A 20649-nucleotide genomic window follows, 5' to 3' on the forward strand; every position below is an offset into this window, starting at 1 on the left:
TGAAGACCATGTCAGAAGAAACTTCCGGAAAAGTTATTCCAAGAACACTCACTATCGCAGGATCAGACAGTGGCGGCGGGGCCGGCATCCAGGCCGATCTCAAAACCTTTTCCGCTCTGGGATGTTACGGGATGTCCGTTCTGACCGCCGTGACGGCCCAAAATACCAGAGAGGTAACACATATTCACAATATCCCGCCTGATATCATACGCGCACAGCTGGATGCAATCTTCAATGATATCGGTGCCGATGCAGTCAAAATCGGTATGCTCAGCAACAGCGGGGTTATCCGAGCCGTTTCTGACTCCCTTAAACAGCACAAGGCCCAGAACATCGTACTGGACACGGTGATGGTTGCAAAAAGCGGCGATCACCTGCTGCAGGATGATGCTGTCATGACACTGAAAGAGGAACTAATCCCCCTTTCTGCCCTGGTGACACCAAATATTCCTGAGGCTGAAGTGCTTACCGGCAGCAAAATCACCAGCCGCAGCGATATGGAGACGGCAGGCAAAGCACTTCTGGATATGGGTCCGGATGCCGTACTGGTCAAAGGCGGTCATCTCAACCTTGGAAGTGTGAGCATGGACTGTCTGATTTACAAAACTGCTGACGGAATTGACCATACAAGGTGGTTTGAACTTCCCCGAATCAATACCAGGAACAATCACGGAACAGGGTGTACACTTTCATCTGCCATTGCGGCCGGACTGGCCAGGGAGCTCTCCCTGGAGGCGGCGGTCAAGGATGCTCTCTGGTACCTCAACGAAGCGCTGAAACAGTCCACCGGCTGGAATCTCGGCAACGGCCACGGGCCGGTGCACCATTTTCATCCGTGGTGGCAGCCAGAGACGGCTGAACCTGATGTCAGCTAAGAAGGAAGTCTGCTTTTGATACGTGCACGGACATCTCTGAATTATTCGCAAATGCAACATCCAATCAGAAATAAGAAACTGATAATATGACATCCAAAACTCACACCGGATACTTTTGGGACCAGGCTTCGGATATATTCCAAAAAATCCTGAAACTGCCTTTCAACACGGAACTGAAGGAAGGCTCCCTGAGGCAGGACAGATTTGTTTATTATATGAAGCAGGATGCCCATTATCTTGCTGATTATGGCAGGGCACTGGCTATAGCCGGCACCCGATCCGGCGATACGGAAATCATGAAGCAGTTTTTTGATTTTGCCAATGGTGCCGTTGTTGTGGAACGTGCACTCCATGAGCATTACCTGAAAGAGTTTGGTACCGGGCTGGATATTCCGAAATCGCCTACATGTGAGGCATACACCGGATTTCTGATCCGGTCAGCAGCAGTGGATCCCTATCCTGTGACCCTGGCCGCACTTCTGCCCTGCTTTTGGGTATACCGGGAAGTCGGATTGCATATTCATCAGCAAGCAGCAGCACCCAATCCGTATCAGCAATGGATTGACACATATGCCGGAGAAGAATTCGGGGCTTCTGTCGATCAGGCCATTACCCTTACCGAGCAGGCTGCAATGGAAACTACTCCGGCAATTCGGGAGCAGATGCTTCAGGCCTATCTTACCTCAACCCGGCTGGAGTGGCTGTTCTGGGATGCGGCATGGCGGATGGAAAGCTGGCCGGTCTGACACTCACAAAACAAGTAACTGCATTGCACACAATTAGTAACTGCATTGCGTACATCGTTTCTGCGGTGATCTGTGATCTTCCGGCACAACAGAAGCGGGACGATTCATGATCCTCCTGCTCCCGGTGCGCCGGAATAATCACCATTTACGAAGTGCTTCCGCGTTACGACTTGCTTCCGCGACCTGATCCTGACGGCTTGTCACCATGCGGATCATTCGGATCTTCGGATTCGGTTCCCTTGGCGATAGACTCACGCATGTCGGTATCCGACATCACGTTTTTCATGTTGTAGTAGTCCATTACACCGAGCTTTCCATCGCGGAATGCCTGGGAGATCGCCTTCGGTACTTCGGCCTCGGCTTCGACAACGCGTGCCTGCATCTCCTGGATCTTCGCACGGTTTTCCTGCTCGACGGCAACGGCCATGGCTCTTCGCTCCTCGGCACGCGCGCGGGCCACCTTGAGATCGGCGCTGGCCTGATCTGTCTGAAGCTTGGCTCCGATGTTCTCACCGACATCCACGTCGGCAATGTCGATGGAAAGAATGTCAAATGCCGTACCGCTGTCAAGTCCCTTGTCCAATACCGTTTTTGTTATCTGATCGGGATTTTCAAGCACAGCTTTGTGATCGGTCGAGGACCCCACGGTCGATACGATTCCTTCGCCAACCCGTGCAAGTACGGTTTCCTCTGTAGCACCACCTACAAGACGGTCAAGATTGGCACGTACGGTTACCCGGGCGGTTGCCTTCACCTGGATACCATCCTTGGCCAGTGCGGTAATCACCGGAGTGTTGATCACTTTCGGATTCACTGAAATCTGCACGGCCTCAAACACGTCACGCCCTGCAAGATCGATAGCGGCCGCCCGCTCAAATCCAAGCGCGATATTGGCTTTATCTGCAGAGATAAGAGCATTTACAACGCGCTGAACATTACCACCGGCAAGATAGTGTGCCTCGAGCTTGCCAATTTCCACCTCGATACCTGCCTTGGTTGCCGTAATGGCCGCCTTTACGATCGGGCCGGGAGGCACCTTTCGAAGACGCATAGCCACAAGATCTCTGAAAATACCAATCCGCACCCCTGAAAAGAGGGCCGTGATCCAGAGTCCGATAGGAATGAAATAGAAAAAGATGAAAAGCAGGAGAATAACACCGCCTGTAATAGCTAATAGCAAATATGGCTCCATAATGTCAGTCAGATTTAAATGTTGGCAATGTTTCGGAAACTGAAGCGTGTGGCATCCAAGAGATAGGGTCCAGAATCACGAAAAGCGAAAATTTCAGGTTATCATATAAATATAATCACCTCGATAATGGATACCAACTACAGACACAGATTTTCAGATGTCGCCTGGGAATGCAGTTCAATAGTCCTCAACTCGCGTTACCACAACCTGTCCGGCCGCTGTCGAGATAACCTTGATCCGGGTTCCCTTATCGATGTATTGGCCATCAGAGACCACATCCACCCGCCGGTCCCCGATTCTGGCCGTTCCCGAAATTCTCAGCGACGTCAATGCCACCCCTTCTTTACCCAACAGATCGTCCTTGTTTTCATAGGATGTGTACCCGGAAGCCGTGTCAGTCGACTTGGTCAGTACCAGTCGGCCAAAAAACGGTGTTTTCATCACATACCTAATAGTAGATGCAATAAAAGCAATGGCAAGCAAGAGTGTCAGTAAAATGGTCCACAACTGGGTCCGCATTTCGTCCAGACTTGGGAAACTGAACCCGACATTACCCACCAGCGATGCAAACAATCCGAAAAGCAGCAGAACAGCTCCCGTTACTCCGGCAATGCCGATTCCGGGCAGCACGAATATTTCAACGGCAATCAACCCGATGCCAATGATAACGATGAGAATTTCCCAGAACTGTGCCAGGCCCATGATGTAGAGCGGAAGAAAAAACAAAATCGCACCGATGCCTGCGATTGCCCCGGCAAATCCAATACCCGGTGACTGCAGCTCAAAATAAAGTCCGCCCAGCATCATAAGCATCAGAAGACTTTGCAGCACGGGTGAGGCAAAGAACCGGATGACCGACTCCTCCCAGCGCTCGTCCACATTAAACAGTTCGGCCTGTTCCCACCCCATTTCTGCACTCACTTCCCGAAGCGATCTGACTGTAGCAGTGGAAACATCATTCTCGAGCGCTTCAGAAGCGCTGAATGTCAGCAGTTCGCCCTCGGCGATGACCCCTTCAATTTCGATGCGCTCGTCCACCATGGCCTCCGCAATCCTCGGATCGTACCCTTTGGCTTCGGCCGTCGACCGCATCAGTCCACGCATATAACTCTGCATTTTCTCATCGGCTTTCTCACCGGCACCATCCACCACTGTGGCCGCACCAATGGATCCACCGGGCACCATGAATATGTTGTCGGTCGCAAACGAGATAAGAGCCCCGGCCGAGGCGGCGTTGGCATCGATAAAGGTGACTACGGGGATCTCGGAAGCGAGCAGTCGTTTCCTGATCTTGTCAGCCGCATCAACCAGTCCGCCGAAGGTATCCATATGGAGAATGACCCCGATCGCCTCCTCATCATTTTCGGCGGCCGACACGCCCCGGTCAATATACATGTTCAACCCGTTGTCAATCAGTCCCTCGACACGGATCACGTAGACTTTCTCTGATGAAGACTCTGCTTCCAGTGTAGCAGCTGCCATCCAGCTAAGGGAAAAAGCAACCAGTATGAATAGAAAAAAAATGATTCGTGTTCTCATGGATGTCCTGCCTAGAAATATGTAAGGTCGATGGTAGTACGGGTTATTCAGCCAAAATGCAATATACCGGCCGGATCGTCATTGCGTGGTTTCCGGTCAATGCCTATTTGTTTATTTTTGTAATTTACGAAAAAAGTGCAACACTTCACCTTCAGCAGGCGTAATATCCGGCGTTGCCGGGATAAGCCTGGAACGTTGCACCGCACACCGGACATTGCATTCAGGCAAGCGCATATTTCCAAACCCCCAGAACAACCTGCCCGTTTCCTTCAAATCATGTATACGCTGCTGTTTCTGCTTTTTTTTACAGTTTCGATGGCATCGTTGCCGGCCGGGGCAGCCGGTGAACATAAAGAACCGGAGCAAAGCCGCACGACACTGAACGGGTATATTTCAGATGAGGAAACCGGTGAGACTCTGCTGGGTGCCAATGTGCTGGTCACGGATACGGACCGGGGTGCTACGACCAATCATGCCGGCTATTACATAATTAATAATGTCCCGCCGGGCTCTTACACCCTGCGTTTTTCCTACCTTGGCTACAACGACAAATTTGTCGAAATTGAGCTGGAAGAGGGAGAGAGCAAACGCCTGGATGTATCCCTGACGCCAATGACATTCACCATGGATGAACTGGTTGTGGAGTCAACGCGCGGCAGAGATGAAAGCCGCAATATCGGCACGGCTTCGGTTTCCACCGAACTGATCAAAAACGTGCCTGCCGTCCTGCAGGCTGATGTATTCCGTGCCGTGCAGCTGCTTCCCGGCGTTAAAGCGGCATCGGATTTTTCGAGCGGCCTGTATATCCGCGGGGGCGGACCGGATCAGACGCTGATTATGCTGGATCGCACGACGGTCTACAATCCCTCCCATTTTTTCGGGTTTTTCTCCACCTTCAATCCCGATGCTATCAAAGATGTTCAGTTGTACAAGGGAGCCTATCCGGCCATGTACGGCGGACGGCTGGGTTCGGTTCTGGAGGTGTACAACAAAGACGGCAACAGAAGAAGAACTGCCGGCACCCTCAGTCTCGGCATGCTGTCATCGCGTGCCATGATCGAAGGTCCGTACCCCGGTGGATCCTATATGCTTGCCGTCCGCCGGTCCACTCTTGAACCCGTCCTGGCCGCACTGCGGGGAAATGTCGACAATGTACCCGATGCGTTCTATTTTTATGACATCAACGCCAGAATCAATTATGACCGCTGGACCGACAACCGGCTGAGCATATCAGCCTATACCGGCACCGATGATGTTCAGTTTCCCTTCGGGGATGATGACATGTTCAATCTGTTCTATGGCAACCGGACACTCAGCATCGACTGGACGCACCTTCTGTCCGAACGAACCTTTACCAACGTCACCCTCACCGGCGCCGAATATTTCAATGATCCTGATTTTGATTTCGGAGGCACCAAATTCGAGCGCCGCAACCGGATCTACGATCTTTCGCTCAAAACAGACATCGAGTGGCTGCCGTCGCAGGATTTCGAAATGCTTGCAGGCTTCTGGGGCGGCAGGAAGGTATTCCAGCTTGAAGATTATTTCGATGGCTCGCAGACCCAGGATGAGGAAATCGTTACCAATTACGCTTCGGTGTATCTGCAGAACATCTGGCGGCCTCATACCCGCTGGGAAATCAATGCCGGCCTGCGTGCCAATTATTTCGAAAGCGGCGGGTATCTGAAACTTGATCCGCGGCTGAGTGTGGAGTACCACCTTGATTCTGACAACAGGCTGCAGGCGGCCTACGGACGGTATCATCAGTTTCTCACGCTGCTGACCAATGAAGCAATTTCTGCCTTCGATCTGTGGCTGATCACCGATGAAGGAGTGCCTCCCGCATATGGTGACCAGTTCGTTCTTGGATGGAAAAACACCCGCCTGGATGATTACAATCTGGAGGTTGAGCTGTATTACCGTACGATGCGCGATCTGTTTGAGTTTGATCCGTTTATCCAGGATGCGGCCGGACTCGAATACGCTGACCTTTTCCGGTTTGGCGAGGGATATGCCACCGGGTTCGAAGTGTTTCTCGAAAAAACACGAGGCCGGCTTTTCGGGTTTATCGGTTATACCTGGGGAGTGACGCGCCGAAAATTCAGCGGGTACAACGAAGACCGGTTCTATCCGCCGAAATATGACCGGACCCACGATGTCAACATTGTGGGCAATTACCGGATCAGCGACCGCTGGACCGCATCCGCCACGTTCAATTATGCTACCGGGCAGGCATATACCGAGCCTCTCGGCAGAACCGCCATGCAGTCCAACCCCTTCGACGGTTCGGTCATAGACGCCATCGTCGTCGGGCGTGTCAACGCTTCCCGCCTGCCGGCCTATCACCGCCTTGACGTCAGTTTCACCAGGGCAGGCTCCTTTTTCGGAATTGCCGGTGCCGAATGGCAGTTCCAGATCATAAACCTGTACTCGCGGCGCAATGTCTGGTTCTACAGCTATGATTTCGATGAAAATCCGGTAGAACGAAATGATGTCAGAATGCTCCCCGTAATCCCGGCTGTCGGTTACACCATCGATTTTTAACACATCACACGATTATCCGCATACATGCAATGAAATACCCGGCTTCCATATTCCAGTTCGAATTTTACCGGAGCAACATCCGCTTTCCACTTGGTCCGGCACTGCTGGCTTTGCTGCTCACTGTCGCCGGATGTGACTTGTACGGCCAGGACGAATACGAGGAGAAGTATGTGGTTGAAAGCTATCTCATCGCTCATGAAAATATGCCGCAGGTCAACCTGTCAACAACCGCTCCGTTCGGCGAATCCTACCAATTCAGCGAACGCGCGGTAAGCGAGGCCGATGTCCGGATCCACAGATACAATCCTGACGGAGAGCGGGACCGCACCTATGATTATGAGGAAATCAGAACGGGGGTTTACATTCCGCTTCAGGAACAAAGTTTTGAATCGGTTTTGCCCAATCACACCTATCGCCTGGATATCCGCATACCGGATGATAACGATCATCACATTGAGGCATACTCAACGGTTCCTGACACTTTTTCCGTAGTGGAAATCATCCGTGACCAGTCCATGTACCAGAGCCCGCAGCAGCTTGAGCTCCGCATTACCAGAAACCGGTCCGGAAACCGTCAGAACCATTTCATATTTGCAACCGAAGCTCTGGATCCCAAACGGGAGAACATAACCCCCTTCTGGCGGGACGCCATTGATGACATCTCAGAGGCTGTTCGTATCCGGACCTCCATCGTCAATGAGGAGAATTTCGACGCCAATCCGGACGGTACCCTGACGCTGCGTCTTCCGTGGATAGGTATCGCCTTTTTTGGAGAAAACCGGATCAGTACCTTCTCAATTGACGATAATACCTATGACTTTTTCCGCTCTCAGTCAGTGCAGACCGGTGGCGGCGGGGGGACACTTTCTCCGGGCGAAATCCAGAATATCATCTACAACATCGACGGAGCCATAGGCCTGTTTGGAAGCATGTCCGGCATTGAAGTAGAAGTGACCGTGGATCGCCCGCCTTTTCTGAGAAAAACGGATCCGGAAAAGGCCGGCGATCACACAGACGGATTACTCAGAATCAGTAGTCCCTTTCAAGGTCCAGAACCATGGGAGTCATCGCGGGAACGGTGAGCGTTTCACCGAGCTCGATGTGTTCATCGGTGATTACTTCCAGCCCGGAACCGTACCCTTCCAGCATTTCTGAGAAGCGATCAAGTTCCAGAGTCAAGTCTTCGTCATCCGCATTGATAATGACCATCACCTTGTCTTCGTCATCGTGACGGAAATAGACATAGGTATTCTCCTCCGGAATGAAGTGGGTGAGATCACCATAATGGATCACCGGTTTGTCCTGGCGCCACCAGGAAAGATTGCGCACAAAATCGTAGGCTTCGGCTATCGGCCGGTCCCGTTTTTCGCCCAGTTCAATGCGCCCCTCTTCGGTAAATGCATCTATCGGATCTTCTTCCCATCCGCCCGGAAAATCTTTGCGCTTGAGTCCGTCCGGACCGGCACCTGTTTTCAGGATCTCCGTTCCGTAATAAATCTGCGGAATTCCACGCATGGTGTAGATCATGGTCATACCGAGGCGGAATTTGTCGTAATCTTCACCGATACTTGAATAGAAACGATCCAGATCATGATTATCGACAAAAATGACATTCAGCCAGGGGTCGGTATAGAGAAAATCCTGACCAAGCGTGAGGTAGATCCGGTACATTCCGGTATCCCATCCCGGATCTTCGTTCAGACCCGCGGTTATGGCATTGTACAACGGAAAATCGGTGACACTCGGCAGGTATGAGTTATATCCGGACTGTGTGGGAAAATCGTACTGCCACCAGGCGGTAGTGGGGACATTCGGCATCCATACTTCACCTACAATATTGAAATCAGGATACTCTTCCAGAACCGTCCGCGTCCACTCGGCCATGTATTCCGGATAGGGATAAGGGTGCGTATCCATCCGGATTCCGTCAATTCCGGCATATTCGATCCACCAGATGGTATTCTGGATGAGGTAGTTGGCCAGCAGCTCATTGCGCTGATTGAGGTCCGGCATTTCATCCACAAACCAGGCTTTGACCGTATTCTCGTAGTCTGCCTCGGATGCGTACGGATCCATGATGGTGTTGGTCCGGAATTGCGTGGTTCCGTACTCTTCCTGATCGTGCACCCAGTCACTGGTCGGCAGGTCATCCATCCACCAGTGATGCGTGCCTATGTGGTTGTGGATCATGTCCATAATGACCTTGAGGCCTTTGTCATGGGCTTTGTCGACCATCTCCACAAATTTTTCATTGCTCCCGAACCGGCGGTCCACCTTGTATTTGTCGGTAGCGGCGTACCCGTGATAAAACCCGACTTGCTGGCTGTAGTCATAGGGCATATCGTTTTCGAGGATCGGGTTCAGCCAGAGAGCGGTCATGCCGAGGTCGCGGATGTAATCCAGATTATTGATGATTCCCTGAATGTCGCCTCCGTGCCGGGCAAAGGGTTCGTCGCGGTCAACCCCTTCGTACATATCGTCAATTTCACTTATTGAGGGGTCCCCTTCCGAAAAACGGTCCGGCATGATGAGATAGATCACATCGGTCGGGTCGAAGCCCTGGTGGCGGTTGGTGTTGTCGCGCCGTTCCTTGAGTTCGTATTCATAAACATGTTCGCTGCCGTCGCGCGTGAATGTGATGGGAACATTCCCCGGTTCGGCCTGCTTGCCGATTTCCAGGTTGAGAAATACATAGTTGGGGTTTTCTACTGTGATGATGCGTTCGAGACTCACATGCGGGTGATCAATCGCAGGACGGCTCAGGGCGATATCCTCACCATAGACCATCAGCTGAACCTCACTGCTTTTCATGCCTGTCCACCAGAACGGTGGTTCGACACGTTCGGTTTCTATGGCGTGGGTGTGGGTACAGGACACCAGAAACAGAAAAATGAAAACAACAGGTATATATATTTTTGGCATGATCTTACTGATTATATTGCAGTTAGGGCTCGATGTGAATCGAAATTTGAAATAAATGTAAGCCCTTACAATATAGAGCAACTGCTGATTATTTGAAAATAAATCGGCAGACAAGGATATGAGAAGCTCAATCGTTAGGACAAGTATATGATATCACATCCTGGCATCCATATTGTTCAGCCAAACGGTATCTTATTCTGATATGTGATATTTTCTCTTTCTGCGATTACTTGATAATTCCGACCCCCTGTTGAAATATGGTTTTAAGAATCAGCTTTTTAGTTGCCCTTTTGTGGACACTGCCGCTGCTTGCTCCGCCGGCGCATGCCAACGCTTCAGGCAGCTCTGCGGACAACGAACCGGAACCTGAAGTGGTCCGGGATGAGGACAAAATCCGCATTGCCCGGCTGCAGTATCGTGGCGGGGGTGACTGGTACTCCTCACCAACGGCACTGCCCAACATGATCCGCTTTGCCAGAGAGCAGGTTCCCCTGCCGCTTTACGCCGAAGAAGACGACATTTCCCTCGGAAGCCGTGACATATTCAACTATCCCATGCTATTCATGACCGGACACGGCCACATCGATGTCAATTCATCAGAAATGGATAACCTTCGCCAATACCTTGAGAACGGCGGATTCCTTTATGTTGATGACGATTACGGTTTTGATGAGTTTGTACGGCCCATCCTGAAAGACATTTTTCCGGATGAAGAATTCTTCGAACTTCCGGCCGACCACATGATCTACCGCAATGTATTTGAGTTTCCGGAAGGACGACCGCCCAAAGTGCATGAGCACGACGGCAAGCCTCCGCAGGCATTTGCGGTATACCGTAACGGCCGCATGGTGCTGCTGTACACCTACGAATCCAACCCCGCCGACGGCTGGGCTTACGACCAGCACGACAACCCCGAAGAAATTGTTCAAAGCGCGCTCAGGTTCGGAGTGAATATGCTGGTTTATGTGTTTACACAAAGTAGCTGAACGCCAATTCAAGCTTTATTTAAAGCCGGTTTTTTGGCATATTTGGACCTTGTCCGATAACGGCTGTTCCGGCTGTATGCAATACTGATTTTTTTCACAATATCAGATACAAAACTCAAAATTTATTGCTATGATTATCCCGATTGCATCCGACCATGCGGGCTATGAAGCCAAAAGCATCGTAAAAAAAATACTTGATGAAAGGGATATTACAACTGTTGATTACGGAACCAATTCGAAAGATTCCGTTGATTATCCCGATTTTGCATCCCTGGTCGCACAGGCTGTGAACAATGGTGATCACAAGCTGGGTATTCTCATATGCGGGACCGGACAGGGAATGTGCATGACAGCCAACAAGTTTCCGCGTGTCAGGGCAGCTCTGGCATGGAATGAGGACATAGCGAGGCTGTCTCGTGAACACAACAAGGCAAACATTTTGTGCCTGCCCGGTCAGTTCATGAATGAGGAGCAGCTGAAATCAATTATCCATACCTGGCTGGAAAGTGAATTTGAAGGCGGCCGCCATCAGCGCCGCATTGAAAAGATTGAAACATCCAAAGAAGACAACTGAACCCCAAAATCAGAGGATTATCTCACAGATGAAGCGTCTTAAAGAACAAGATCCCGAAGTTTTCAACCTTATCGAAAAAGAGACCGACCGGCAAAACAATGGTCTGGAACTCATCGCTTCGGAAAATTTTGTCACCAAAGCAGTCATGGAGGCCATGGGCTCCACGCTTACAAACAAATATGCCGAGGGCCTTCCCGGAAAGCGTTACTATGGCGGCTGCAAATATGTCGATATCATCGAAGATCTGGCCCGTGACCGGGCGAAAATTCTTTACAATGCCGACTGGGTCAATGTTCAGCCGCATTCCGGCGCCACTGCCAATGCAGCCGTCTATCTCACGTTTCTGAAACCCGGCGACACCCTTCTGGGGCTTGATCTCTCCCACGGCGGACACCTGACACATGGTTCTCCTGTCAACTTCTCGGGAATAACCTATAATGCCGAGTTCTATGGCGTCGAAAAAGAAACCGGCCGGCTCGACATGAATATGATTCGCGACAAGGCGAAAAAGATCAAGCCGAAAATGATCTCCATCGGAGCTTCGGCTTACCCGAGGGATTTTGACTACGAAGCTTTCCGCAACATAGCCGATGAAGTCGGTGCGTTCTTGTGGATGGATATGGCTCATACGGCCGGACTCATTGCCACAAAACTGCTCAATAATCCGCTTCCGTATGCCCATGTGGTATCCACAACCACGCACAAAACACTGCGGGGGCCGCGCGGGGGCATGCTGCTGATCGGAAGGGACAGCGAAAATACACTCGGCAAGGTGGCTCCGAAATCCGGAAGAGTGAAAAACTGGAGCGAGCTGCTCGACTCGGCCGTGTTTCCCGGCACACAAGGCGGACCGTTGATGCATGTCATTGCTGCCAAAGCCGTTGCATTCGGAGAAGCACTCCAGAAAGATTTTGTCCGTTATCAGGAACAGGTAATCAGCAACAGCAAGGCTATGGCGGCACGCTTTCTTGAAATGGATTACGACCTGGTTAGCGGAGGAACGGATAACCACCTGATGCTGGTCGACTTGCGCAACAAGGGAATCACCGGCAAGGATGCGGAGGAAGCGCTGGGACGTGCGGATCTGACCGTCAACAAAAATATGGTTCCTTTCGACGACAAGAGTCCCTTCGTTACGTCGGGCATACGGATCGGCACACCTGCGATGACCACACGCGGTTTGGGCAATGAAGAATTCAGGCGCATCGCCGAACTGATGGACCTGGTCATCACCAATCCCGGACAGGAATCCGTCATCAGCAAAGTCCGTGATGAGGTACATGAAATGTGCGAACGCTATCCGTTGTACGATTTCGTTACAGTTTAGTACAATAGTGACCATTAATACGTCCGGATTTACTCCAAATACATATGGCAACAGCTGAAGCTACAGAAAGGCAGGTGATGGGCGACACTCCTCCCAGGGCAGCATCACCCGGTCTGCCCGAAGAAATGTCGTTCCTGGATCACCTCGAAGAGTTTCGGTGGCGTATACTCAAGGGACTGATGGGTATAGGTATTGGTGTCATTGTAGCATTCTTCTTTTCGGATTTCATCATGGACAAGGTGCTGCTGGGGCCGGCCAAGGGAGATTTCTTCATGTATCAGCTGGTCGGAATCAATGCCGGTGACCTTGACCTGCAGAACCGGCGGTTGCCCGGACAGTTTTTCACCTACTGGGGTACATTGCTGGTGGTCGGTTTTATAATCGGCGTCCCGGCATTCTTCTATCAGCTCTGGGCCTTTATTGCTCCGGCGCTGGAACCCGGCGAACGAAAAGGAACCCGTTTTGTCGTCTTCAACATTACCATGCTCTTCATAATGGGCGTTGCATTCGGCTACCTGATCCTCACACCCTTTGCCGTGCAGTTTTTCAGCAACTTCCAGATTTCCGAGTCGGTTCGCAACGACATCGATATCAACGCCTACTTTTCTGCGCTGACCCTATGGAGCCTTTCAAGCGGCTTGATATTTCAGTTGCCCATGGTGAGTTACATCCTCTCGAAAATCGGACTTCTTACTCCTGAATTACTCAGAAAGCACCGGAAGTGGGCAATCATCGTTTGCTTCATACTGGCCGCTTTTCTGACCCCGCCCGACCCCATTTCCCAGCTGATCATCGCTTTCCCGCTTCTGTTGCTCTACCAGCTGGGCATCTACATCAGCAAAGTAGTCAACCGCAAGCGCGACCGGGAAATATTCGGAGCCGAAGGACGGCCGGAATAAAATACCGCCCCGAACAAACGGAATAAACGGACAGCAAAATGCCGCAAAAGCAGGACAACTCCGGGACATCCGGACCGCAAAGGCAACCCAACCGTCTCATCCATGAGACCTCCCCCTACCTGCAGCAGCACGCATGGAACCCCGTAGACTGGTACCCCTGGGGGGATGAAGCCCTTGAGAAAGCCCGGCAGGAAAACCGGATGATCTTCCTCAGTATCGGCTACTCCAGCTGTCACTGGTGTCACGTCATGGAACGGGAATCGTTCGAAGATGAGCAGGTGGCCCGAATCCTCAACAAGCATTTTGTAAATATCAAAGTTGACCGTGAAGAGCGGCCGGATGTGGATGCCCTCTACATGGAGGCGCTTCAGATGATGACCGGTCAGGGCGGATGGCCGCTCAATGTCTGGCTGACCCCCGGTCAGGTCCCCGTATTTGCCGGCACGTACTTTCCTCCGCAGGATTATCACGGCAGACCGGGCTTTACCAGTGTCATCATGAAACTTGCATCGGTTTATGAACAGCAACCCGACAAGGTCCGCAAACAGGCAGAAGAGATGCAGACTGCCCTGAAAAACGACATTTATGACCGGCTTGATCCGGCTCCGGTTTCCGTCGAGCAGCTTGAAAAAGCCGTTGAGCGTTACTCGGCAGCTTACGATGAAGATTACGGCGGGTTCTCCGACGCCCCGAAGTTTCCCACGGCAATGGGAATCGGATTTCTGCTAAGGCAAAGCCGGCGTCCTGGTTCGGAAAAAGCCCGTGATATGGCCGTACACAGTCTGGAAGCCATGATCAAAGGCGGAATCTATGACCAGGCAGGAGGCGGCTTCCACAGATACAGCACCGACCGGAAATGGCTTGTCCCGCACTTCGAAAAAATGCTGTACGATAATGCATTGCTGCTTCCCGTGCTTGCTGAAGCCGCCGTGATCACCGGAAATCCCCTCTTCGCCGATACCGCCCGCGAAACACTTGCCTTCCTGAATCGTGAAATGCGTCACCCGGATGGCGCCTATTATTCGGCACTTGATGCTGACACAGACGGTGTTGAAGGAAAGTTTTACACCTACACTTACAGCGAACTGCAATCGGTACTTGACGAAGATGAATTAAACCTGGTGTCAGAACACTACGGAGTCACTCCCGAGGGCAACTGGGAAGGTGTCTCAATTCTGCATCGCAGCACTCCGCTTTCGGATATCGCCGGACGGAATAACACCACTGTTGAGATGCTCCGGGCAAAACTGGAAAAAGCCAAAGAAAAGCTGCTGCGTTACCGGAACCAAAGAACACGGCCCGGGCTGGATGACAAGATTATCACTTCCTGGAATGCCATGATGCTCATTGCACTGTGCCGGTGCAGCCGACTGATTGACCACCCGTCCGATGATGCCGTTGCCCTTGGTTCATTTCTGTCCGGCAGGGTTGTCCGTGGAAATATGGTTTACCGCATAGTCGACAAAGACGATAACGTCAGGCAGCCGGGTTTTCTGGATGATTATGCACTGCTTTGCGAGGCGTTTTCGCATCTCTTTGAGCTTACAGGCGAGCCGCGGTGGCTGGCACTTTCGGTCCGGCTCGCGCGGCAACTCAAAGAACAGTTTTACGACGAAAACAAAAATGCATTTGACTTCAGCGCGCAGGACCGCTCCGATCTGATATCCGGCACGCGGGATATTTTTGACAATGCCGTTCCGGGCGGCAACTCCGCTGCAATCTCGGCACTCTATCGCACCGGACAGCTGGCCGGTGTTCCGGAATGGACGCGTCTCGCAGTTGCTGCAACGGAGCCGCTGGCCGAAATCGCGGGCGAACATGCTCCGGCTTTCGGATATTTGCTTCAGGTTATGCACCGCCACCGGCATCCCGGATTTGAGATCATTATCGTCCCGGCTTCAACAGATAAGAAATCAGATGAAAAATCTGATGGTTCCGGGACGGTCGGCGGTCCGGCGGCCTTCGGTGATACCACAGGAAAGATGGTACATCTGTGGAGGGATAACTTCGATCCTGGTTCTTATCTTGTCATCCTGCAGGAAAAAGATGCTGAGGGAAAAATAAAAAAACAGACAAAGGATCCGTCCCGACCCAAATCATCACCGGCTGAACCAGATGCAAACGGTGACCTGGCACAAACCGGTTTTTTCTCACTATATGACGATAAAAAGTTGCGAAATGGCAAAACAACAGCGTACATTTGCCGTGATTTCCAATGCAGAAAGCCGGTAAACACGCCGGAAGAATTTGAAGAGCAGTTAAGTGACACGTGATTAATCCGGTCACAAGTACAACTTGCCGGACTCCATTGCGTTATTTTTTTTGACAAGCAGCTTACATTATACCCTTTGCAATATTTTTGCAAACCGTTTCCCGAAAAAGAATTTTAAAAATAAAAATATCCGGTTTAATCAATGCTAAAGACCAACACTACAAGAATTCCGTTTTTTCTGACACTCATCGCCGGTCTCATCATTGTGGCTTCGGCCTGTGACGACAACGGTTTCAACACCGTCACCTATGATGAAATCGGCCCGTACGATACTACAGGTGTGCAGCGATTTGAATCTGATCAGGGGCTTATTATTTACTTTCATGAAGAAGGAGACGGCGATATCATTGCCGAGAGTCATGATGTCCGCATTCGTTACACCGGGCGCACACCCGACGGTGAAATATTCGACAGTTCGTTCCGCAACGGAGTGGACTCACCCACGACCCTCCGTGTAGGCGGCATGGTCAGAGGATTCATACAGGGGCTTGCCGGTGTTCCCGTTGACGGACAACGCATGCACGCAGCCCGGGAAGGCAGCCAGCGCACTCTTGTCATCCCACCCGAGCTGGGTTACGGAAACTCTAGCCACCAGCTTAATGAGGACACACTGATTTTTGATATCGATGTCGTCAGCATCACTTCCGACTGATTCGCATTCACACATTCATTTGACGAAACATTTGGCGGAAATATCCTCATCGTCATAGTCAAACCATTTTCCGGGGCACTTTGGGATGGATGCCACAGCATATTTCATACGGGATGGTATCCATTGCCTCGGCCCACAGACCAGCGTGGTTGCGTTCGCCGCCCATGAGAAGCACTTCCGTACCGGGTTCATGGGCATCCTTTCCAAGCCATATCATTACGTAATCCATGGTCACCCGGCCGACCTGGCGATACCAATTGCCTTCAATCAGAACCGGCATCATTCCTGACAGGTTTCTTCGATAGCCGTCAGCATACCCGGCCGGAACTACAGCGTAATAACCGTCCTCCGGCGCCTGCCAGGTCGCGCCATAGCTAATGGATTCACCCTTTCTGATTTTTTTGCACTGGGCTACAGAACTTTTCCATTTCATGGCCGGATGAAGTCCTGTGCCCGGGTCGGGTGACGGGTCATATCCATACAGCGCAATTCCGTGCCTCACCATGTCAAAATGAGTGTCGGGATGGGCAAGCGATGCGGCCGAGTTTGCCGCATGGACAGGCAGCACATTGTTAAATACCGAACGCAGTCGGCCAATCTGTTCTTTCTGATGTTCGATGTAGCGGGTATCCTTTTCATCAGCCGTTGCAAAATGTGTCATAATCCCTTCGATGTGCAGCTTTTTTTCGCCGCCGGAAAAGGCATCCACTTTGTCCCTCAGCTCCTCCAGCCGGTTTACGGACATTCCCAGCCGGCCCATCCCCGTATCTATCTCGACATGACAGGTTGTTCCGGGCTCGAGCAGTTCAAAATGATCATTTGCACTGATGACCGCCGTGAGGTCAAACTCTTTGTACGCCTTTGCCATGCGGGACGTCGGTACCCCGAAAACCAGTATGGGATGAGTGACGCCCGATTTGCGCAGCTCGACTGCCTCGGTCACATTGGCAACCGCAAACCTGTCATAAAACCGCCCGACGGTCCGGCAAACTTCTGCAGCACCATGTCCGTAGGCATCAGCCTTGACAACAGCCATGGTGCGGACCCCTTCATTCAGATTGGCCTGCAGGTACCTTGCATTGTTCCGCAAGACTTCTCTGTCCACTTCAATATATGAGTTGTTAAACGGGTATTCCGGAGTATTCACAATAATAAGAGATACAGTTAGGGTGATGAAGAGTGCTGTAATTCAGTAGGCAGAAAAGAGTCTTTGTGCTGAAGCAGCCAGAAGCGGATTTCATGGGCGTCGCTCATGCCGATCAGGTCGCCCTGATGCAGTACCGGAAGGAACTCAGCCTTCAGTTTGACACCATACCGGTATGTTGCTTCATCGGCCAGATCCACATAATACCCTCTTTCGGCTGGCCGGTGCATATCCTCCAGAGTATCATCCGGACCTGGAATCGACCCGAGTTCCTTTCCGAGGATTACGGACTCGAGTTTGCCGTTCCGTGTTACCGGTATCACGGCATTGGGCACATACCGGGAATCCATCCGGTGAATTTGCCGTATCACCGCTTCCGGTCTCGGGTCATGGTTGATCCGGAATATCAGGTCTTCGAAATCAGGCCTGTAAACAAGCTCGTCCCGGCCCGCGTAGGCCGTATACCACAGATATGCGGCAAGCAGTCCGGCCCAGAATGCCGTTGAAGCACCCTCGGTGATCAGAAGAATGCCGGCCGCTGCCATAATGAGCACAATTACGGTCATGCTGATATAAAAAGTCAGGATGGACGCTTTGAAAAAATACCGCTTGAAATGCCACAATACTGAACGAAGTGCACGTCCGCCGTCAAGAGGAAAAATGGGCAGCAGATTGAACAGGCACAGCAGCAGGTTCATGTAGAAAACAAACTGCAGTACGAGAAAAACCTCGTTATTGGAAGGATGCGTTACCTCTGCAAGTAACCACGCGAGAAGTGCAAAGACAATAGAGGCCAGTGGACCGGCAAGCGCAATAACCAGCTCCTCAACCGGGCGCATCGGACGCTGCTTGAGCTCGGCCATGCCGCCAAACAGGTAAAGATGAATGCGTTCAAGTGGCAGCTTCAACTGCCGCGCGGCAAGCGCGTGTCCGAATTCATGGAAAAAAATGGATATCGTAAGAAAAACCGATGAGGTAATCCCCATAGTCCAGTACACCCAGTCAGCCTGGGTAAACATGATCTGCGGATAATAGCGGTCACTGAGAATCCAGGCAAGCAGGATCACCACCAGCGGGAGCAGCGGATCGATGGTTATGCGCAACCGGCCCATGCTCAGTCCAAAACCCGGAAGACCGCCATGCAATACGGAGTAGAGGTCCGTCCTGAATTTATCCAGCCGTTTAAATATGAGCCGCATTTAAAACCATTTTTTTTCCTTTCGGATGTCCCTGAGCACCACTCCGGCGGCATTGTATCCGGCCGCTGCAAATACGCCGCCCCCGGGATGACAGGATGCGCTGGAAAGATACAGATTTTTTACCGGTGTTTTATACCTGCTCAGTTCGGGTGTCGGACGAAACATGAACATTTGATCAAACGTCATCTCCACATGCATCACATTGCCTTTGAGCAAGCCGTGTTTCTGCTCGATATCTTCGGGGGACTGAATGTACCAGTCGATTCGCTTGTCTTTCATGTTGGGAGCATACCGTGTTACCACGTCATAGATCTTCTCCGCTTCCCGTTCGCGGATATCGGCCCACTTTTGTCCCCCCGATAATCTGTAGGGATGCCACTGCGCCCATGCATAGAGCAGATGTTTTCCGGATGGCGCCAGTGTCGGATCGATTTTTGTGAACGTCATGGCCAGCACCGACGGGTTTTCCGGCGGCCGTCCGGCCAGATAATCCCCGATGGAGGCATCCATATACTCGCGGGACGGAACGAGCAGCTGCAACCCGTTGTGAATATCGGGGTCATCCGGACACGCCTCGTAACGCGGGAGCTCTTCAACAGCACAGCGGATCACCATTCCGAAGCCATTGCCTGCGTTAATGTCGCCAACCCGTTTGAACAGGGACGGGGACAGATGCTCCGGCCCGACCATCTTCAGCATGGTAGTCTGAACGTGCGCATTGGAAATCACCCTTTTTGCGGCAACTTCTTCGCCGGATGCGAGTTTGACACCGACGGCGCTTGCCGTGCTGCCGCTTCCGGAGATCATAATCCGGTCAACCGGCTCGCCGGTCCGCAGCTCGCCCCCGTGCGCCTCCAGCATCCGGATCATTGCCTGCGTAAGCATCCCGCTCCCGCATTTCGGACGCTTCCCGCCGCTCTCGTGCAGCATCGCCTGCCAACCGGCAAAGTCGGCGGTTGCCGACTGATCCGGCGGCGGACCCGACTGTGCCGCAAACCACAGCAAAGCCGTTTTCACCGATTCATTTTCAAAGCTCTCATTGACCACCTGGCCATAGCTGCTCAGGATTTTCCGCAATCCGTCAATCTGCTCGCCCTTTTTGAACATGGACCCGTTACGTATCTGCCCTTTCAAAACCTCGCTGAAGATGCTTCCGGGTGCGGGCGGAACCAGAAACGCAGACAGAACGCCTTTGTTTATCCGGCGCCAGAAATCGATAAAATCACGATAGGCTTCGGCATCACGCGGTGAGATTTTGGATATGGACTCCATGGTTTTTTCAACGGAGCGGTGGAAATGAATGACACCCCCGTCCGGCACGGGATAAGACATAAACGGATCCATTTCGATATACTCCAGCCCGTAATTTTCCAGTTCCAGGTCGGCAATGACCGGGGTCTGGTGGATCATAAAATGGGCCGAGGAACCTACATCAATCCGGTATCCGTCAGGCGCATCATCCGACAGGAACATGGGTTCGGTACAGACAGCACCACCCGGAGTGTCGCGTCTTTCGATAACGCAAACCTTATGTCCCGCTTTTGCAAGGTAGCAGGCGGTTGTCAGGCCGTTATGGCCCGACCCGATAACTATGACATCATACATTCTGTTTCTGCTTTAGAATCGGTTAATGGTATTATCAAATACCGGGGAATAAGTGCATCACGCAACAGTCCGGTAATACTCCGTAAAAAACGTAACCTTATGTCCTGATAAACGTACACCTCTCAATCAGAAAGTTTCTTTTTTGAATGATTACGTGATTTTAAGAGTTTTGT

Annotated in this window: 16 protein-coding genes; 10 read left to right on the top strand and 6 right to left on the bottom strand. The window is 51.7% G+C overall.

Annotation, left to right across the window (positions count from 1 at the left end):
- Positions 1-8: 8 nt before the first annotated feature.
- Together thiD and NATSA_RS14075 are read left to right on the top strand one after the other, a co-directional pair.
- A complete protein-coding gene (gene thiD, locus NATSA_RS14070; protein ID WP_210513250.1) occupies positions 9-875 on the top strand; it encodes a bifunctional hydroxymethylpyrimidine kinase/phosphomethylpyrimidine kinase in 867 nt (288 codons plus the stop codon).
- Between the two features lie 86 nt (positions 876-961).
- Complete coding sequence (locus NATSA_RS14075; RefSeq protein WP_210513251.1) at positions 962-1621, top strand: TenA family protein; 660 nt, start codon at positions 962-964, stop codon at positions 1619-1621.
- Positions 1622-1784: 163 nt separating this feature from the next.
- Here the strand turns inward: NATSA_RS14075 and floA are convergent, their stop codons facing one another.
- Both floA and NATSA_RS14085 read right to left on the bottom strand, forming a co-directional pair.
- Positions 1785-2813 (bottom strand): flotillin-like protein FloA, encoded by a 1029-nt coding sequence (gene floA, locus NATSA_RS14080; protein ID WP_210513252.1) that lies wholly within the window; start codon positions 2811-2813, stop codon positions 1785-1787.
- A 177-nt stretch (positions 2814-2990) separates the two neighbouring features.
- The gene (locus tag NATSA_RS14085; protein ID WP_210513253.1) at positions 2991-4352 is read right to left on the bottom strand and encodes an NfeD family protein; all 1362 of its coding nucleotides are present in this window, start codon (positions 4350-4352) and stop codon (positions 2991-2993) included.
- A gap of 315 nt (positions 4353-4667) precedes the next feature.
- Between NATSA_RS14085 and NATSA_RS14090 the strand changes: the two genes are divergently transcribed.
- Entirely contained in the window at positions 4668-6896 is a 2229-nt protein-coding gene (locus NATSA_RS14090) for a TonB-dependent receptor (protein ID WP_246481845.1), read from the top strand.
- A 29-nt stretch (positions 6897-6925) separates the two neighbouring features.
- A complete protein-coding gene (locus NATSA_RS14095) occupies positions 6926-7978 on the top strand; it encodes a DUF4249 family protein (protein ID WP_210513254.1) in 1053 nt (350 codons plus the stop codon).
- Here NATSA_RS14095 and NATSA_RS14100 read toward each other — a convergent pair.
- Positions 7926-9818, bottom strand: coding sequence for a glycoside hydrolase family 13 protein (locus NATSA_RS14100; protein WP_210513255.1), 1893 nt, complete (start codon positions 9816-9818; stop codon positions 7926-7928). The genes NATSA_RS14095 and NATSA_RS14100 overlap by 53 nt on opposite strands.
- 257 nt (positions 9819-10075) lie before the next feature.
- Between NATSA_RS14100 and NATSA_RS14105 the strand changes: the two genes are divergently transcribed.
- From NATSA_RS14105 to NATSA_RS14130, 6 genes are all read left to right on the top strand, one after another.
- Positions 10076-10804, top strand: coding sequence for a DUF4159 domain-containing protein (locus NATSA_RS14105; RefSeq protein WP_210513256.1), 729 nt, complete (start codon positions 10076-10078; stop codon positions 10802-10804).
- Between the two features lie 130 nt (positions 10805-10934).
- On the top strand, positions 10935-11378 hold the full coding sequence (gene rpiB, locus NATSA_RS14110; RefSeq protein ID WP_210513257.1) for a ribose 5-phosphate isomerase B: 444 nt from the start codon (positions 10935-10937) through the stop codon (positions 11376-11378).
- Positions 11379-11406: 28 nt separating this feature from the next.
- A complete protein-coding gene (gene glyA, locus NATSA_RS14115; RefSeq protein ID WP_210513258.1) occupies positions 11407-12705 on the top strand; it encodes a serine hydroxymethyltransferase in 1299 nt (432 codons plus the stop codon).
- A 44-nt stretch (positions 12706-12749) separates the two neighbouring features.
- Positions 12750-13604, top strand: coding sequence for a twin-arginine translocase subunit TatC (gene tatC, locus NATSA_RS14120; RefSeq protein ID WP_246481846.1), 855 nt, complete (start codon positions 12750-12752; stop codon positions 13602-13604).
- A 38-nt stretch (positions 13605-13642) separates the two neighbouring features.
- Entirely contained in the window at positions 13643-15877 is a 2235-nt protein-coding gene (locus NATSA_RS14125; protein ID WP_210513259.1) for a thioredoxin domain-containing protein, read from the top strand.
- A gap of 141 nt (positions 15878-16018) precedes the next feature.
- Entirely contained in the window at positions 16019-16528 is a 510-nt protein-coding gene (locus NATSA_RS14130) for an FKBP-type peptidyl-prolyl cis-trans isomerase (RefSeq protein WP_210513260.1), read from the top strand.
- Between the two features lie 58 nt (positions 16529-16586).
- On the opposite strand, the gene alr is transcribed toward NATSA_RS14130, so the two are convergent.
- The 3 genes from alr to NATSA_RS14145 are packed head-to-tail and all read right to left on the bottom strand — an operon-like array spanning position 16587 to position 20476.
- Positions 16587-17675, bottom strand: a complete 1089-nt coding sequence (gene alr / locus NATSA_RS14135; protein ID WP_210513261.1) for an alanine racemase — start codon at positions 17673-17675, stop codon at positions 16587-16589.
- Positions 17676-17692: 17 nt separating this feature from the next.
- On the bottom strand, positions 17693-18871 hold the full coding sequence (locus NATSA_RS14140) for a M50 family metallopeptidase (RefSeq protein ID WP_210513262.1): 1179 nt from the start codon (positions 18869-18871) through the stop codon (positions 17693-17695).
- Positions 18872-20476 carry a phytoene desaturase family protein gene (locus tag NATSA_RS14145; RefSeq protein ID WP_210513263.1) on the bottom strand — a complete coding sequence of 535 codons (1605 nt, stop codon included), beginning with the start codon at positions 20474-20476 and terminating at the stop codon, positions 18872-18874.
- Positions 20477-20649: the final 173 nt, after the last annotated feature.

This window comes from Natronogracilivirga saccharolytica, assembly GCF_017921895.1.
Lineage (GTDB): Bacteria > Bacteroidota > Rhodothermia > Balneolales > Natronogracilivirgulaceae > Natronogracilivirga > Natronogracilivirga saccharolytica.

What these genes read in the sequence shown, in the direction of transcription:
- NATSA_RS14140 (WP_210513262.1), bottom strand. Translation starts at nt 18,871, where the DNA reads ATGCGGCTCATATTTAAACGGCTGGATAAATTCAGGACGGACCTCTAC.
- NATSA_RS14145 (WP_210513263.1), bottom strand. Translation starts at nt 20,476, where the DNA reads ATGTATGATGTCATAGTTATCGGGTCGGGCCATAACGGCCTGACAACC.
- NATSA_RS14105 (WP_210513256.1), top strand. Translation starts at nt 10,076, where the DNA reads ATGGTTTTAAGAATCAGCTTTTTAGTTGCCCTTTTGTGGACACTGCCG.
- NATSA_RS14085 (WP_210513253.1), bottom strand. Translation starts at nt 4,352, where the DNA reads ATGAGAACACGAATCATTTTTTTTCTATTCATACTGGTTGCTTTTTCC.
- glyA (WP_210513258.1), top strand. Translation starts at nt 11,407, where the DNA reads ATGAAGCGTCTTAAAGAACAAGATCCCGAAGTTTTCAACCTTATCGAA.
- NATSA_RS14100 (WP_210513255.1), bottom strand. Translation starts at nt 9,818, where the DNA reads ATGCCAAAAATATATATACCTGTTGTTTTCATTTTTCTGTTTCTGGTG.
- rpiB (WP_210513257.1), top strand. Translation starts at nt 10,935, where the DNA reads ATGATTATCCCGATTGCATCCGACCATGCGGGCTATGAAGCCAAAAGC.
- NATSA_RS14125 (WP_210513259.1), top strand. Translation starts at nt 13,643, where the DNA reads ATGCCGCAAAAGCAGGACAACTCCGGGACATCCGGACCGCAAAGGCAA.
- thiD (WP_210513250.1), top strand. Translation starts at nt 9, where the DNA reads ATGTCAGAAGAAACTTCCGGAAAAGTTATTCCAAGAACACTCACTATC.
- NATSA_RS14130 (WP_210513260.1), top strand. Translation starts at nt 16,019, where the DNA reads ATGCTAAAGACCAACACTACAAGAATTCCGTTTTTTCTGACACTCATC.
- NATSA_RS14075 (WP_210513251.1), top strand. Translation starts at nt 962, where the DNA reads ATGACATCCAAAACTCACACCGGATACTTTTGGGACCAGGCTTCGGAT.
- floA (WP_210513252.1), bottom strand. Translation starts at nt 2,813, where the DNA reads ATGGAGCCATATTTGCTATTAGCTATTACAGGCGGTGTTATTCTCCTG.
- NATSA_RS14090 (WP_246481845.1), top strand. Translation starts at nt 4,668, where the DNA reads ATGGCATCGTTGCCGGCCGGGGCAGCCGGTGAACATAAAGAACCGGAG.
- tatC (WP_246481846.1), top strand. Translation starts at nt 12,750, where the DNA reads ATGGCAACAGCTGAAGCTACAGAAAGGCAGGTGATGGGCGACACTCCT.
- NATSA_RS14095 (WP_210513254.1), top strand. Translation starts at nt 6,926, where the DNA reads ATGAAATACCCGGCTTCCATATTCCAGTTCGAATTTTACCGGAGCAAC.